The sequence below is a fragment of the Variovorax sp. F042 genome (genome assembly GCF_057814215.1).
Map to the genome: position 1 here is coordinate 1 of NZ_JBVASX010000012.1, position 15,496 is coordinate 15,496.

The 15,496-nt window shown below is 68.1% G+C and carries 15 protein-coding genes; 10 read left to right on the forward strand and 5 right to left on the reverse strand.

Translation table 11 applies throughout. The features are described 5' to 3' along the window. Positions 1-189: 189 nt before the first annotated feature. Positions 190-972, reverse strand: a complete 783-nt coding sequence (locus tag ACZYSP_RS27390; protein WP_093055448.1) for an SDR family NAD(P)-dependent oxidoreductase — start codon at positions 970-972, stop codon at positions 190-192. Between the two features lie 136 nt (positions 973-1,108). Here ACZYSP_RS27390 and ACZYSP_RS27395 point away from each other — a divergent pair, with 136 nt between their 5' ends. Then, positions 1,109-1,477, forward strand: a complete 369-nt coding sequence (locus ACZYSP_RS27395; protein ID WP_256329066.1) for a hypothetical protein — start codon at positions 1,109-1,111, stop codon at positions 1,475-1,477. Between the two features lie 19 nt (positions 1,478-1,496). On the opposite strand, the gene tgt is transcribed toward ACZYSP_RS27395, so the two are convergent. After that, positions 1,497-2,669 carry a tRNA guanosine(34) transglycosylase Tgt gene (gene tgt, locus ACZYSP_RS27400; RefSeq protein WP_489017735.1) on the reverse strand — a complete coding sequence of 391 codons (1,173 nt, stop codon included), beginning with the start codon at positions 2,667-2,669 and terminating at the stop codon, positions 1,497-1,499. Between the two features lie 5 nt (positions 2,670-2,674). Further along, the gene (gene queA / locus ACZYSP_RS27405; protein WP_093076169.1) at positions 2,675-3,718 is read right to left on the reverse strand and encodes a tRNA preQ1(34) S-adenosylmethionine ribosyltransferase-isomerase QueA; all 1,044 of its coding nucleotides are present in this window, start codon (positions 3,716-3,718) and stop codon (positions 2,675-2,677) included. Between the two features lie 82 nt (positions 3,719-3,800). On the opposite strand from queA, the gene recG reads away from it, so the two are divergent. Beyond that, on the forward strand, positions 3,801-5,927 hold the full coding sequence (gene recG / locus ACZYSP_RS27410) for an ATP-dependent DNA helicase RecG (RefSeq protein WP_354336698.1): 2,127 nt from the start codon (positions 3,801-3,803) through the stop codon (positions 5,925-5,927). Positions 5,928-5,933: 6 nt separating this feature from the next. On the opposite strand, the gene ACZYSP_RS27415 is transcribed toward recG, so the two are convergent. Further along, on the reverse strand, positions 5,934-6,566 hold the full coding sequence (locus ACZYSP_RS27415) for a LysE family translocator (RefSeq protein WP_489017738.1): 633 nt from the start codon (positions 6,564-6,566) through the stop codon (positions 5,934-5,936). A 74-nt stretch (positions 6,567-6,640) separates the two neighbouring features. Here ACZYSP_RS27415 and ACZYSP_RS27420 point away from each other — a divergent pair, with 74 nt between their 5' ends. Next, the gene (locus ACZYSP_RS27420; protein ID WP_489017740.1) at positions 6,641-6,790 is read left to right on the forward strand and encodes a hypothetical protein; all 150 of its coding nucleotides are present in this window, start codon (positions 6,641-6,643) and stop codon (positions 6,788-6,790) included. On the opposite strand, the gene ACZYSP_RS27425 is transcribed toward ACZYSP_RS27420, so the two are convergent. Next, positions 6,787-7,491 (reverse strand): GntR family transcriptional regulator, encoded by a 705-nt coding sequence (locus tag ACZYSP_RS27425; protein WP_489017742.1) that lies wholly within the window; start codon positions 7,489-7,491, stop codon positions 6,787-6,789. The two genes, ACZYSP_RS27420 and ACZYSP_RS27425, sit on opposite strands and share 4 nt — an antisense overlap. Before the next feature lie 292 nt (positions 7,492-7,783). Here ACZYSP_RS27425 and ACZYSP_RS27430 point away from each other — a divergent pair, with 292 nt between their 5' ends. Genes ACZYSP_RS27430 through ACZYSP_RS27460 form a run of 7 tightly spaced genes read left to right on the forward strand, consistent with a single transcriptional unit; the run spans position 7,784 to position 15,301 of the window. Next, entirely contained in the window at positions 7,784-8,524 is a 741-nt protein-coding gene (locus tag ACZYSP_RS27430) for a DUF969 domain-containing protein (RefSeq protein WP_093055460.1), read from the forward strand. A 2-nt stretch (positions 8,525-8,526) separates the two neighbouring features. Beyond that, positions 8,527-9,483, forward strand: coding sequence for a DUF979 domain-containing protein (locus ACZYSP_RS27435; RefSeq protein ID WP_489017745.1), 957 nt, complete (start codon positions 8,527-8,529; stop codon positions 9,481-9,483). A 10-nt stretch (positions 9,484-9,493) separates the two neighbouring features. Next, entirely contained in the window at positions 9,494-10,171 is a 678-nt protein-coding gene (gene pcp / locus ACZYSP_RS27440; RefSeq protein WP_307614645.1) for a pyroglutamyl-peptidase I, read from the forward strand. 17 nt (positions 10,172-10,188) lie between these two features. Beyond that, a complete protein-coding gene (locus tag ACZYSP_RS27445) occupies positions 10,189-10,956 on the forward strand; it encodes a LamB/YcsF family protein (protein ID WP_307614644.1) in 768 nt (255 codons plus the stop codon). Between the two features lie 2 nt (positions 10,957-10,958). Continuing rightward, entirely contained in the window at positions 10,959-12,554 is a 1,596-nt protein-coding gene (locus ACZYSP_RS27450; protein ID WP_489017857.1) for a 5-oxoprolinase subunit B/C family protein, read from the forward strand. 10 nt (positions 12,555-12,564) lie between these two features. Further along, positions 12,565-14,295, forward strand: a complete 1,731-nt coding sequence (locus tag ACZYSP_RS27455) for an acetyl/propionyl/methylcrotonyl-CoA carboxylase subunit alpha (protein ID WP_489017748.1) — start codon at positions 12,565-12,567, stop codon at positions 14,293-14,295. 4 nt (positions 14,296-14,299) lie between these two features. Next, on the forward strand, positions 14,300-15,301 hold the full coding sequence (locus ACZYSP_RS27460; RefSeq protein WP_489017750.1) for a TRAP transporter substrate-binding protein: 1,002 nt from the start codon (positions 14,300-14,302) through the stop codon (positions 15,299-15,301). Positions 15,302-15,496 lie beyond the last annotated feature (195 nt).

The following is a 15,496-nucleotide window of genomic DNA, read 5'->3' on the forward strand; positions in this document are numbered from 1 at the left end:
TTTCTACCTGATCGACCACCGACAGCTTAAAAGCCAGCGTGTAGTCCCGCTGCGTGCGTTTGATGCCTGATTCCATTGACTCGCCTTTTCTGAGGGAAAAGGTGTCAACCCAGGTCAGGACGGGTCAGTGCAAACAAAAAAGCCCGGCATGCCGGGCTTTTTGCTTGGTGGAGAAGGCGAAGAAAGGCTTCAGGTCCAGCCTGCATCGACCACATAGTCCTGCGCTGTGCACATGCGCGAATCGTCCGCCGCCAGGAACAGCGCCATCGCCGCAATGTCCTCAGCCATCACGCGGCCCGGCAGGCATTGCGCCGCATCGATCTCCGCGCCCGATTCGGGCTTGACCCACAGCTTGATCTGCCGCTCTGTCATCACCCAGCCCGGCACGATCGAATTCACGCGAATGCTCTGCTTGCCCAGGTCGCGCGCCAGCGAGCGCGTGAGGCCGCGCGCCGCCGCCTTGCAGGCCTGGTACACCGGATAACCCTTGCCCTTGATCATCCAGCTGATGGAGCCGAAGTTGACGATCGAGCCGCCGCCCAGCGCGCGCATGTCGTCGGCCACAGCCTGCGCCGCGAAGAACTGGTGCTTGAAGTTGACGGCCACGAGGCGGTCGAAGTCATCGCTGGTCACGTCGGCCATCTCGTGGCGGCGGTCGTTGGCCGCGTTGTTCAGCAGCACGGCGATCGGGCCGAAGCGCTGGCGCACTGCGTCGATGGCGGCGGCGAGCGCGACTGTATCGGTCACGTCGCACGGTACGAACAGCGCCGGGTGCTCGCCTTGCAGCTGGGCTGCGAGCGCATTGCCGGCAGCCGCATCGAGGTCGCAGAAACCGACCTTCGCGCCCTGCGCGTGAAAGGCCCGCACCAGCGATTCGCCGATGCCGCTGGCGCCGCCGGAGATGAACACGGTGCGCCCGGCCAGCGAGGGATAGCGGGCGGTGTAGGGCGAAAGTTGTGATGCGTTGGTCATGTGAATGCAGCAACAGCGGTGAGGAGAGGCGGCAAGCGTACCGGATGCATGTGCCCCTGCCGGGCGCGGGGCCGCCGGCCGGCGTATGGCTTACGGCGAATGGGCAGCGCGGGCCTGTGTGACTACGCTTGCCCGCATGACGAAGACCTTTCCCCGCCGCGCCCTCCTTGCGCTCTCGCTTCTCCCTGCCGCCCTGGCGGTGCGCTCAGTTCGCGCCCAGGCGCCGGCAGCGCCCGTGCAGCTCTTCAAGGTGGTCTCGCCGCGCGACGAGGTCGTCGTGGGCGTCGATGCGGCGCAGCTCGGCGCGGGTTCCAACCCCGCCGTGGAGCGGCTGGCCGCGCAGCTCGCGGCGAAGGGCCAGCTCACGCTCTGGCAGTACGCCTCGCACAAGGACGCAAGTGGTGCGCTGGTGCAGGCGCCGCTCAAGCAGATCGTCGTCTTCAAGAACGAGCTGCTGCGCATCGAGCCCTATGCGACGCCGCTGCCGATCCAGCCCTTGAAGTAGCGGCCGGCGGCCCCGGGCGTCAGACGCCTCTTGCGCGCTCCGACTTGAAGCGCGCGCGAAACTCCGTGAACGTGCCCGCGTCCAGCGCCTCGCGAATCTCGCTCATCAGGTTCAGGTAATAGTGCAGGTTGTGGATGGTCGTGAGCATCGGCCCCAGCATCTCGCCGCAGCGGTCCAGGTGATGCAGGTAGGCGCGGCTGAAGCCCTCGCGCCCGCCGTCGTTCCAGCTCACGCCCGAGGTGCCCGCGCAGGCGTGGCATGTGCAGCTCGGGTCGATCGGCTGCGGGTCGCTCTTGTGGCGCGCGTTGCGCATCTTCAGGTCGCCGAAGCGGGTGAAGAGCGTGCCGTTGCGCGCATTGCGCGTGGGCATCACGCAGTCGAACATGTCGACGCCGTCGGCCACGCCCTGCACCAGGTCTTCCGGCGTGCCCACGCCCATCAGGTAGCGCGGCTTGTTCGCGGGCAGCCGGTGCGGCGTGTGGCCCATGATGTGCAGCATCTCTTCCTTGGGCTCGCCCACGCTCACGCCGCCGATGGCATAGCCAGGAAAGTCCATGTCGACCAGCGCCGCCAGCGACTCTTCGCGCAGGTTCTCGAACATGCCGCCCTGCACGATGCCGAACAGCGCGTTCGGGTTCTCGAGCCGCGCGAACTCGCCCTGGCAGCGCTTGGCCCAGCGCAGGCTCAGCTCCATCGAGATGCGCGCCTCGGCCTCGGTCGTGATGTGGCCCTTGGTGTCGTAGGGCGTGCACTCGTCGAACTGCATCACGATGTCGCTGTTGAGGATGGTCTGGATCTGCATCGAGACCTCGGGCGTGAGGAACAGCTTGTCGCCGTTGACGGGCGACGCGAACTTCACGCCCTCTTCGCTGATCTTGCGCATCGCGCCCAGCGACCACACCTGGAAGCCGCCCGAGTCGGTAAGGATGGGCTTGTCCCACTTCTCGAACTGATGCAGCCCGCCGAAGCTCGCCATCACGTCGAGGCCGGGGCGCATCCACAAGTGGAAGGTGTTGCCCAGGATGATCTGCGCGCCCATCTCTTCCAGGCTGCGCGGCATCACGCCCTTGACGGTGCCGTACGTGCCCACGGGCATGAAGATCGGCGTCTGCACCTTGCCGTGGTTGAGCGTGAGCGTGGCGCGGCGCGCGTGGCTGTCGGGGTCGGTCTTGAGGAGTTCGAAGTTCAGCATGTCATTCAGTCCTTGGTCCGTGCGAGCAGCATGGCGTCGCCGTAGCTGAAGAAGCGGTATTGATGGGCGATGGCGTGGGCATACAGCGCCATCACGCGCTCATAGCCCGCGAAAGCCGAGACCAGCATCATCAGCGTGCTCTTGGGCAAATGAAAGTTCGTCACCAGCAGGTCGACGTGCTCGAAGGCGAAGCCCGGCGTGATGAAGATGCGTGTGTCGCCCGTGGCCTCGCCGCTCTTGGCCCACGACTCGAGCGTGCGCACGGTGGTCGTGCCGACCGCGACGATGCGTCCGCCCCGCGCCTTGCACTCGGCAATGGCGCGCTGCGTGGCCTCGGGTACTTCGTAGCGCTCGGCGTGCATCGTGTGTTCGGCGATGTTCTCGGTCTTCACCGGCTGGAAGGTGCCGGCGCCCACGTGCAGCGTGACGTTGGCGCGCTGCACGCCGCGCGCTTCGAGCTCGGCCAGCAGGCCTTCGTCGAAATGCAGCGCGGCCGTGGGTGCTGCCACCGCGCCGGGCACGCGCGCGAACACGGTCTGGTAGCGGCTTTCGTCGTCGGCCGAATCTGTATGCGTGATGTAGGGCGGCAGCGGCACGTGGCCGCAGCGGGCCATCAGTGCGTACGGGTCTTCGCCCGCGTCGCTCTCGAAGCCGAAGCGGAACAGCGCACCCTGCTCATCGGGCCAGCGGCCGAGCAGCGTGGCGCGAAAGCCGCCGACCATCTCCAGCGTGGTGCCGACAGGCGGCTTCTTGCTGACCTTCATGTGCGCCACGACCTCGTGGCCCTGCAGCACGCGCTCGACCAGCAGTTCGAGCTTGCCGCCGGTCGGCTTCTCGCCGAACAGGCGCGCCTTGACCACGCGCGTGTCGTTGAAGACCAGCAGGTCGCCCGCGCGCAGCAACGAAGGCAGGTGCTTGAAGATACGGTCGACCGGCGCGGGCCCTGTGCCGTCGAGCAGACGGGAGGATGTGCGTTCGGTGGCCGGGTGTTGCGCCACCAGATCGGGTGGCAATGCGAAATCGAAATCGGAGAGCGTGAAGGCGCGCATGGTGCTTGAGGGCCGGACGGGCCCGTGCCAAGGAGGCATGGGGAAAAGAAAAAACAGGGCGGGAGCCGGGCAGAATTGTCCCATGCCCGCCGCGTCCAAGCCCGAACCGCCCGAAAAGACCGCAGCCGCGCCTGCGGCACCGGCGGCACCAGGTTCGGGCCTGAGCCTCGTGCAGCGCGCGCTGCGCAAGCTCGGCCTCGTGCGCGACATCGACTTTGCGCTCTACCTGCCGATGCGCTACGAGGACGAGACGCGCATCGTGCGGCTCGCCGACACGCGTGACGGCGACATGGCGCAGATCGAAGGCGTCGTCACTGAATGCGAGGTGGTGTACCGCCCGCGCCGCCAGTTGCTGGCGACCATCGACGACGGCAGCGACACGTGCCAGCTGCGCTTCTTCAACTTCTATCCCTCGCAGCAAAAGCAGCTGGCGATCGGCGCGCGGGTGCGCGTGCGGGGCGAGATGCGCGGCGGTTTCGTGGGGCGGCAGATGATGCATCCGACCGTGAAGGCGGCCGGCACCGCGCTGCCGAATGCGCTCACGCCGGTGTATTCGACCGTGGCCGGGCTGGCGCAGCCTGTGCTGCGGCGCGAGGTGCGTTCGGGCCTTGCCCGCGCGGTGCTCGACGAGACGATTCCCGTGCAGATCGGCCTGCGCGGTGCGTGGGACCTGCGCGCCTCGCTGAGCTTTCTGCACTACCCGACGCCCGACGTGGCGATGGCCACGCTCGAAGACCACAGCCATCCGGCCTGGCAGCGCATCAAGGCCGAAGAATTGCTCGCGCAGCAGCTGTCGCAGCTGCAGGCCCGGCTGGAGCGCGCGGCGCAGCGTGCGCCGGTGCTGCCCGCGCCTGCCGAGCCGGTCGCTACCTCGCTGCACGCGCAGCTGCTCGCGGTGCTGCCCTTCGGCCTTACCGGCGCGCAGCAGCGCGTGGGCGAAGAGATCACGCGCGACCTGGGGCGCGAGATACCGATGCACCGCCTGCTGCAGGGCGACGTGGGCTCGGGCAAGACCGTGGTGGCGGCGCTCGCGGCGGCGCGCTGCATCGACGCGGGTTTCCAGTGCGCGCTGATGGCCCCCACCGAAATCCTCGCGGCGCAGCATTTCGGCAAGCTCGTCGGCTGGCTCGATCCGTTGCTGGCCGAGCGCGGCCTGCGCGTGGCGTGGCTCACGGGCAGCCAGAAGAAAAAGGAGCGCGATGGGATGTCCGCCGCCGTCGAAAGCGGCGAGGCGGCGCTGGTCATCGGCACCCACGCGGTCATCTCGGAGAAGGTGCGCTTCAAGAATCTCGCGCTGGCCATCATCGACGAGCAGCATCGCTTCGGCGTGGCGCAGCGCCTGGCCTTGCGCGGCAAGGCCGGCGGGCATCTGGAGCCGCATCTGCTGATGATGAGCGCCACGCCCATCCCCCGCACACTCGCGATGAGCTACTACGCCGACCTCGACGTGTCGACGCTCGACGAGCTTCCGCCCGGCCGTACGCCCATCGTCACCAAGCTGGTGGCCGACCACCGGCGCGATGAAGTCATCGACCGCATCCATGCGCAGATCGCGCAGGGCCGGCAGGTGTACTGGGTGTGTCCGCTGATCGAGGAGAGCGAAGCGGTTGACCTGCGCAACGCGACCGAAACGCGCGACGAACTGGCCGAGACGCTGGGCGAGCCCATCCAGGTCGGCCTGCTGCACTCGCGCATGCCCACGGCCGAGAAGCAGGCGGTGATGGCGGCATTCACCGCCAACGAAATCCAGGTGCTGGTGAGCACGACCGTGATTGAAGTGGGCGTCGACGTGCCGAATGCCTCGCTGATGGTGATCGAGCACGCCGAGCGCTTCGGCCTCTCGCAGCTGCACCAGCTGCGCGGCCGCGTGGGGCGCGGCGCGGCGGCCTCGGCCTGCGTGCTGCTCTATGCGCCGGGCGACAGCGGCCGCGTCGGCGAGGCGGCGCGTGCGCGGCTCAAGGCGATGGCCGAGACCAGCGACGGCTTCGAGATCGCGCGGCGCGACCTGGAGATTCGAGGGCCCGGCGAGTTCCTTGGCGCGCGGCAGTCGGGCGCACCGTTGCTGCGTTTTGCCGACCTCACGACCGACACGCTGCTGCTCGACTGGGCCCGTGAACTTGCGCCGGTCATGCTCCGCAAGCACCCCGACCTGGCCCAGCGCCACATCGACCGCTGGCTCGGCACCAAGGCCGAGTACCTGAAGGCCTGAGGAAGATCAGGCTGCAGGACGGCGCGTGAAGGCCAGGATGAGGCCGAAGCCGACCATCATGCTGCCGCTCACCCGGTTGAACCAGCGCATCGCGCGGCTGCCGTCGGCCAGCCGGCGCATGCGCGCACCGAGCATCGCGTAGAGCGCGATCGCGACCAGCTCGAACACCAGGAAGGTCACGCCCAGCAGCACATAGCTGGAAGCGTAGGCGCCCGGCACCACGAACTGCGGAAAGAAAGCGGTGAACACCAGGATGGCCTTCGGGTTGCCCGCCGCCACGGTGAACTCCTGCCGCGCCAGCGCGCGCATGGAGGGCGGCGCGGATGCGTCGCGCGACTGCACCTCGGCCGTCGGCGCCGGGGCGCGCAGCAGGCGGATGCCAATCCACACGAGATACGCCGCACCGATGTACTTGATGACATCGAAGGCCAGCTCCGACGCCACCAGCACCGCGCCCATGCCCAGCCCCGCGATGGCGATCATGATCGCGAAGGCCACGAGCCGGCCGCTGGCCGCGATCACCGCCGGCGACACGCCGTGCTTTGCGCCGTTGGTCACGGACAGCAGGTTGTTGGGGCCGAAGGCCATGTTGATGGCGAAGCAGGCCGGCAGGAAGAGCAGGTAGGCAGACAGGGTCATGGCGGGTCCGTCGGCGGGGCGTTGCAGGGGCTGCCATTATTTCAGCTCATCCCGAGAAAGCCGCGGCGAATGCCATGACAACGAATTCCCCTCTGAAGATACGTAAGGCCGTGCAGGTCGATCTCCCCGCCATGCTGGCCGACGACGTGCTCGGCGCAGCGCGCGAGCGCCTGGGGTTCGAGGCCACGCACGAAGGCATGAAGCTCGAACTGGCGGTTGCCTAGTTGTCGATGCCGCTTTCCGGCATCTGCCGCGCGTAGACCGCGAGCACGATGCGCTCGGAGTGAATGAGGTAGTCGTTGAGCGCCACCGCTCCCTCGGCGAACTTGCCGGCCTCGATGAGTTCGAGCAGCTTCGTGTTCATGTCCACGTAGGGCGCGTGCAGGAACTCCGGGTCCTTGAGCAGGCCGAAGGCCAGCCGAAGCTCGACCAGGATGTGCGCGAACAGCACGTTCAGCCGCTCGCTGTCGGCCAGCTCCACGATGCCCTTGTGGAACTCCATGTTGGCCGTGCCCACGCCCAGCCAGTCGCCTGCGTCGCGGCATTTCAGCGCCATCTCGACCGCCTCGCGCATGTGCTTCTTGGCCGGATGCCGCGGGTAGGCCTGCGCCAGCGCCTGGCATTCGATGAGGCGGCGCACCCGGTAGATGTCGATGATCGACGCGATGCTCGGCACCGCCACGAACACGCCGCGGTTCGGCGAGTGCTTGAGCAGCCCTTCCTTGGTCAGCGTGCGGAACACCTCGCGCAGGGTGTTGCGCGAAATCTCGAAGCTGTCGGCCAGCGCGGCCTCCGACAGCCGCTGCCCCGGCGAGAACTCGCCCTTCACGATCTTCTGGCGGATGAGCTCCGCAACCCTGTCGTTGAGCGTCTGCGCGCCGGCGGCTGGCGAGGCAGGTGAAGTCGGGGAGGCCAGTGGAGTCATGCCGGAAGGGGGTGGAAGGAGCGGGGAGTCCGGGCGTTTGTAGCAGGTTTTCCCCGCCGGACGGCACCCGCGCGGCCGCCGCCCGATGCACCAAGTGTTGACACGCTCAGGGTTTTCATGGGGTTAATCAAGCACTGTTGTTGGGCACACTCACACAAATTGTTCAACAATTTATGAGAAATGAGTGATTCAGATGATTTGAATTGCTCATTCATTGGCACGCAGTTTGCAAGAAGCGGCTTGCCGGCGCTCCCGCGCAAGGTGTCTCCGAATCCAGAACCGAAAGACCAACATGACTCCTGACATCCCTCATCTGTGGCCGCTGATCGGCGTCGCCGTGATCATTGCGGGCTTCATCCTGCGCTTCAATCCGATGCTGGTGGTGATCGTCACGGCCATCGCCACGGCGATCGCCGCGGGCTTCGGCCCGATGGCGATCCTCACGGCCATCGGCACAGGGTTCATCAAGACCCGCAACCTGCCGCTGATCATTCTTCTGCCGCTGGCGGTGATCGGGCTGCTCGAGCGCCACGGCCTGCGCCAGCACGCGCAGAACTGGATCAGCCGCATCAAGTCGGCCACCGCCGGGCGCCTGCTGATCGTCTACCTCGCGGCGCGCGAACTCACGGCGGCAGTTGGCCTCACCAGCCTGGGCGGCCACCCGCAGATGGTTCGCCCGCTGCTCGCTCCCATGGCCGAAGGCGCCACCGAAACCCGCTACGGCAAGCTGCCCGACCGCATCCGCCACAAGCTGCGCGCCTATGCAGCGGCCACCGACAACGTGGGCCTGTTCTTCGGCGAAGACATCTTCGTGGCCTTCGGCGCCATCGTGCTGATGAGCACCTTCCTGCACGAGGCCGGCATCGACGTCGAGCCGCTGCACATCGCGCTGTGGGGCATCCCGACCGCGATTGCCGCCTTCATCATCCACGCCTGGCGCCTGCGCCGGCTCGACCAGTCGCTGGCACGTGAACTGGGCGGCGCACCGGCGTCCGATGCGCCCGCCGTTCCGGCCACGCAGGAAGGCCGCTGATCATGATTCTCGCGATCCAGCACCTCTACATCCTGGTCGGCCTGATCCTCGCGATCACGGCAGTCATGACGCTGGCCGACCGCCAGCACCCCAAGCGCTACACCAGCGCGCTGTTCTGGGGGCTCTATTCGCTGGTCTTCCTGGTCGGCGACAAGCTGCCGCCCGCCTGGGTCGGCGTGGGCGCCATCGGCATGGCTGTTATTGCCGGCCTGCGCGGCGTTGGCGCGGGCAAGCACAAGGAGCCCACGCCGGCCGAGTACGAAACCAGCGCCAGGCGCCTGGGCAACAAGCTCTTCATGCCGGCGCTGGCGATTCCGCTGGTCACGGTGATCGGCACCGTGCTGATGAGCAAGGTGAAGATCGGCGACGCCTTCCTGCTCGACCCCAAGAACACCACGCTGGTGAGCCTGGGCGTGGGCTGCGTGGTGGCGCTGGCGCTGGCCTGCTGGCTGACGCGCGAGACGCCGGTGCAGGGCATGCGCGAGTCGCGCCGCCTGACCGACGCGCTGGGCTGGGCCGTGGTGCTGCCGCAGATGCTGGGCATGCTGGGCCTGGTGTTCTCCGACGCGGGCGTGGGCAAGGCCGTGGCGTACATCACCACGAGCTACATCAACATGGACATCCGCTTCGTCGCCGTTGCGGTGTATGTGCTGGGCATGGCGCTGTTCACCATCATCATGGGCAACGGCTTCGCGGCCTTCCCGGTGATGACGGGCGGCGTCGGCGTGCCGGTGCTGGTGGGCGTGTACCACGGCGACCCGGCGGTGATGGCGGCCATCGGCATGTTCTCGGGCTACTGCGGGACGCTGATGACGCCGATGGCGGCCAACTTCAACATCGTGCCGGCGGCGCTGCTGGAGCTGCCCGACAAGAACGCGGTGATCAAGGTGCAGATACCGACCGCGGCCGCGCTGCTGGTGGTCAACATCTTCCTGATGTACTTCCTGATGTTCCGCTGAGGCGCCGAGCATGACGAAGACCACCGATGGCGCGGCGCCCCGCGTGCTGCTCGCGGGCTTCGAGCCTTTCGAGAACGATCCCGTCAACCCCGCGTGGGAAATCGCGCGCTCGCTCGACGGCTGGGCCTGCGAAGGCACCGTGGTGCAGGCGGTGCAGCTGCCCTGCGTGTTCGGCCGCGCCATCGACACGCTCGACGAAGCGCTGGTGGGGCCGCCCCCACGGCTGGTGCTGTGCATCGGCGCGGCAGGCGGGCGCACCGAGATCTCGCTGGAGCGCGCCGCGCTGAACGTCGACGACGCACGCATCCCCGACAACGCCGGCTACCAGCCCATCGACACCGAAGTGGTCGCGGGTGGGCCGGCGGCCTACTTCTCGACGCTGCCGATCAAGGCCATGGTGCGCGACATGCGCGCGGCAGGGCTTCCATCGGCGGTTTCCAACACTGCCGGCACCTTCGTGTGCAACCACATCTTCTATGCGCTGATGCACCGCATCGCGACGAGCCCGGCGCTCGCACACACGCGCGGCGGATTCATCCACGTGCCCTACCTGCCCGAGCAGGCGGCCTCCAAGCCGGGCGTGGCCAGCATGGCACTGGCCACGCAGGTCGAAGCCTTCCGCGTGGCGATACGCACCGCGCTCACCGTGCGCGACGACGTGCGCGAGACCGCCGGCCGCCTGCATTGATGACCCTGGGACCAACGATGAACATCGACTTGAACAGCGACCTCGGCGAGAGCCTTGGCGTTTGGCGCATGGGCGACGACGCCGCCATGCTTTCTCTCGTGAGCAGCGCCAACGTGGCCTGCGGCTTCCATGCGGGCGACCCGGCCGGCATTCTGCGCACGCTGCGCCAGGCGAAGGAGCGCGGCGTTGCCGTCGGCGCTCACGTGTCCTACCGCGACCTCGTGGGCTTCGGGCGCCGCAACATGGACGTCGACAGCGCCGACTTGCGCGCCGACGTCATCTACCAGATCGGCGCACTCAAAGGCCTTGCCGCCGCCGCCGGCACCACCGTGCGCTACGTGAAGCCGCATGGCGCGCTCTACAACACCATCGCCCACGACGAGCGCCAGGCGCGCGACGTGATCGCCGCCATCCGCGAGATCGACCCCGGCCTGTGCCTGGTGGCGCTGGCGGGCTCGCCGCTGCTGGGCTGGGCGCGCGGCGAAGGCCTGCGCGCCGTGGCCGAAGCCTTTGCCGACCGCGCCTACACGCCGCAGGGCACGCTGGTGTCGCGCCGCGAACCCGGCGCGGTGCTGCACGACGCCGACGAAGTGGCCGCGCGCATGCTGCGGCTGGCCACCGATGGCACGGTCACGGCCATCGACGGCAGCACGGTGCGCATCGAAGCCGAATCGGTCTGCGTGCACGGCGACAGCCCGGGCGCGGTCGAGATGGCGCGGCAGGTGCGCGCGCGGCTCGAACAGGCAGGCGTGACGATCCGCTCCTTCGTGGATTCAGCCGCATGACGATGCGCTTCCTGCCGGTCAATTTGAACGCCGTGCTGGTCGAACTCGACGACCTGCCGCAAACCCTCGCGCTGCTGGCCTCGCTGCGCGCCGAACCCATCGCGGGCATCGAAGAACTGGTGCCTGCGGCGCGCACGCTACTGATCACTTTCCGCCCGGCCGCCATCACGGCCGACGAACTCGTGCGGCAGGTCGGCGGGCGCAGCCTCGACGCGCGCGAGACGCGCATCGACAAGCGCATCGAGATTCCCGTGCGCTACGACGGTGAAGACCTGGCCGAGGTGGCCGGTCTGCTGGGCATCGCGCCCGAGGAGGTGGTTCGCCGCCACACCGGCAGCGACTACACCGTCGCCTTCACCGGCTTCGCGCCGGGCTTTGCTTATCTCTCGGGCGGGCACCCGAGCCTGAATGTGCCGCGCCGCACGGTGCCGCGCACGCGCATTCCGGCGGGCGCGGTCGGCCTTGCGGGCAGCTTCAGCGGCGTCTATCCGCAGGCCAGCCCTGGCGGCTGGCAGATCATCGGCATCACCGATGCGCCGATGTGGGACCTGGCGCGCGAGACGCCAGCGCTGCTGCAGCCGGGCGACACGGTGCGCTTCGTGGATGTCACCGGATTGCCGCAGGCTGTGCCTGTGGCCGTGGCATCCGCGCCTTCGCAGCCCGCTGCCGTGGAAGGCGGCTGCGCCTTCGAGATTCGCGCTGCGGGCCTGCAGGCACTGCTGCAGGACGGCGGCCGGCATGGCCAGGCCGGGCAGGGCGTGTCGGCCTCCGGCGCGATGGACCAGCGTTCGCTGCAGGCGGCCAACCGGCTGGTCGGCAACGCATCGGACATGGCCTGCGTGGAGATTGCCTATGGCGGCTTCCAGCTGGTTTGCCGTGGCGACGCGGTGGTGGCGATCACGGGTGCGGACGGCCCTGTCACGCTGACCCGTGCCGATGGCGCGAAGTGGCCGCTGCAGCGCTACCAGCCCATCGCGCTGGCCGATGGCGACGTGCTTGCGCTCGGCGAGCCGCAGGCCGGCATCCGCAGCTACATCGCCGTGCGCGGCGGCTTCGACATCGCGCCCGTGCTGGGCAGTCTCTCGACCGACACGCTGGCCCGCGTCGGCCCGCCAGCCATTGCCACGGGCGACGTGCTGCCCGTGCGCGCGGTCGCCACCGGCGCCGTGGTCGGTGCGCCCGAAACGCCGCCGGCGGACCTGCCCACCGTGCAGGAAGAAGTCGTGCTCGACATCGTGTTCGGCCCGCGTACCGACTGGTTCACGCCCGATGCGGTCGAACTGCTGTGCAGCCAGCCGTGGGTGGTCACGCCGCAATCGAACCGCGTCGGCATCCGGCTCGCGGGCGAGGTGCCGCTGGCACGCGCCAATCACGCAGAGCTGCCCAGCGAGGGCACGGCGCGCGGCTCGATCCAGGTGCCGCCCAGCGGCCAGCCCGTACTGTTCCTGGCCGACCATCCGCTGACCGGCGGCTATCCCGTGATCGCCTCCGTCGCCACCCACCACCTCGACCGCGCGGGGCAGATTCCCGTGAATGCGCGCGTCCGCTTCAAGTCGATGGCCGCTCCTTCCGGCTTCGTCGAAACCTTTGCACCGTGAGAGCCTCCCGATGAAAAAACTCCTGATCGCCAACCGCGGCGAAATTGCCGTGCGCATCGCACGCGCCTGTGCCGACCACGGCGTGCAATCGGTCGCGGTGTACGCCGACGCCGACCTGAATGCGCTGCACGTTCGCATGGCCGACGAGGCCTACGGGCTGGATGGCAACAAGCCCGCCGACACCTACCTGAACATCGGCAAGCTGCTGGCGGTGGCCGCGCGCAGCGGCGCCGATGCGGTGCACCCGGGCTACGGCTTTCTCTCGGAGAGTGCGGCGTTCGCGCAGGCCGTCATCGACGCCGGCCTCACGTGGGTCGGCCCGTCACCGGCCGCGATCGCGATGCTGGGCGACAAGGTGCAGGCCCGCAAGCTCGCGATGAAGGTCGGCGCGCCGCTGGTCGCGGGCACGGCCGATCCGGTGAAGAACGGTGGCGAGGTGCTTGCCTTCGCCGAGAAGCACGGATTGCCGGTCGCGATCAAGGCCGCGTTCGGCGGCGGTGGCCGCGGCATCAAGGTGGCGTGGCGGCTCGACGAGGTTGAAGGCCTCTACGAATCGGCGGTGCGCGAGGCGGTAACGGCCTTTGGTCGCGGCGAGTGCTATGTCGAGCAGTTCCTCGACCGCCCGCGCCACGTCGAGGCGCAGGTGCTGGCCGACACGCACGGCAACGTTGTGGTGCTCGGCACGCGCGACTGCTCGCTGCAGCGGCGCAACCAGAAGCTGGTGGAAGAGGCGCCCGCGCCCTTCCTGAGTGACGAGCAGCGCGAACGCATTCACCAGTCGGCGCGCGACATCTGCGCGGAAGCCGGCTACACGGGCGCCGGCACGGTCGAGTTCATGCTGAGCGCGAGCGGTGCGATCTCTTTTCTCGAAGTGAACACGCGGCTGCAGGTGGAGCACCCTGTGACCGAGGAAACCACGGGCATCGATCTCGTGATCGAGCAGCTGCGCATTGCCGAGGGGCTGCCCTTGTCGATCAGGCAGACGCCGGTGCCGCGCGGCCATGCCTTCGAGTTCCGCATCAACGCCGAGGACGTGGGGCGCGGCTTCATGCCTTCGCCCGGGCCGGTCAAGGTGTTCGATGCGCCTTCGGGCCCAGGCGTGCGTGTCGATGCCGGTGTGGCTGCCGGCTCGCAGGTGCCGGGCACCTTCGATTCGCTGATGGCCAAGCTCATCGTCACCGGCGCCACGCGCGAGCAGGCCATTGCGCGGGCGCGTCGTGCGCTGAAGGAGTTCCGCATCGAGGGCCTGCCCACGGTGCTGCCGTTTCATCGTGCCGTGATGGCGCACCCGGACTTCGTGTCCGGCGATGCATTCAAGGTGCACACGCGCTGGATCGAGACCGACTTTGCGAATGGCGAGGCCGCAGCTATGCGGCCGGACCCGTTGCCCGATGCAGCCCTGCTGCGTACGTCGATCGAGGTGGATGGGCGGCGGATGTCGCTGGGCCTGCCTGCCGTGCTGCTGAGCGGGCTGTCGGCGGCCGCTGGCGGCACGGGCGCTGCACCGGTTGAAGCGGCAGCAGTGGTGGACGCCGCTGCAGTGGCCGCGCCGGTCTCCGGCACGGTGCAGGGCTGGAAGGTCGCTGACGGCGACGAGGTCGCAGCGGGCAGTGTCATTGCCGTGATGGAGGCGATGAAGATGGAAATGCAGGTGCTCGCGCATCGCGCCGGACGCATCGCGTTCTCGGTCGCTGCGGGCGGCTACGTGGCGGCCGGCGCCGCCATCGCGACCATCGGCTGAGGCCATGAGCCAGCCCCTCATCACCCGCCGGACCTTCGCACTGCTGGTGGGCGGTGCGGGCGCCTTGTCTTGCGCCGCATCTGCCGCTCCCGGGGCGACGGTGTGGCGGCTGGCCACCGGCTATCCGGCGGAAAACTTCCACACGGCCAACCTGCTGGCCATGGCGAAGGAGGTCGAGCGCTCGACTGCAGGGCAACTGCGCATCGAGATTCACGCCGGCAATTCGCTGTTCGCGCTGAACGCGATCCGTGCGGCGGTGCAGGACGGCAAGATCGAGGCCGGTGAAGCCATCATGAGCAGCCTTGCTGCCGACGTGCCGCTGGCCGGCGCCGATTCCGTCCCGTTCATCACCAGCAGCTATGCCGACGCGCAACGGCTCTGGCGTATCCAGCGTCCCCTGATCGAACAGGCCTTCGCCGAGCGCGGGCTGCGCGTGCTCTACGCCGTGGCGTGGCCGCCGCAGGGCCTGTATTCGACCAAGCCGCTCGGCGCGATGAGCGACCTGCGCGGCATGCGGATGCGTGCCTACAACGCCACCACCGCGCGCATCGCGACGCTGATGGGGGCGATGCCCGTCGACGTGCCGGCCACCGAACTCGACAAGGCGCTGGCGGATGGCCGCATCGACTGCATGATGACCTCCGCCGTCACGGGCGTGGAGAGCCGGGTGTGGCAATCCATGCGCTTCTTCTACGAGATCAATGCCTGGTTTCCCAAGAACCTCGTGTTCGTCAACGACAAGGCCTGGAGCGCCCTCGAGGCGCCTTCGCGCGATGCGTTGAAGGCCGCCGCTGCAGCCGCCGAACTGCGCGGTTGGGCGAACAGCGCTGCCGCAGCAGCACGCTCCATGGACGAATTGCGGCGCAACGGCATGAAGATCGAGCAGGTGTCCTTCCTGTTCAACCGTGACCTGCAGCGCCTTGGCGAGCACTTCTCGCTGGACTGGGTCAAGCAGGTGGGCGTGGTCGCCAACGGCGTTTTCATTCCGTATTTCGACAAGCGGTGAGGCGGCGAACAGAGGGAAGACCCTACTCGTCGCTGAAGAAGTTGCTGCACCGCAACATGCTTTTGTAGCGGTTTTTTTTCGCAATACGACTAAAGATTCCCAATTCCGGAAACCGCGAATTGGGTGATCGCTTTGCGATGAAATCTTTCGCGCTCAAAGCTCCACGTGAAATGTTTTCACCCGGAAAGCTGTCTC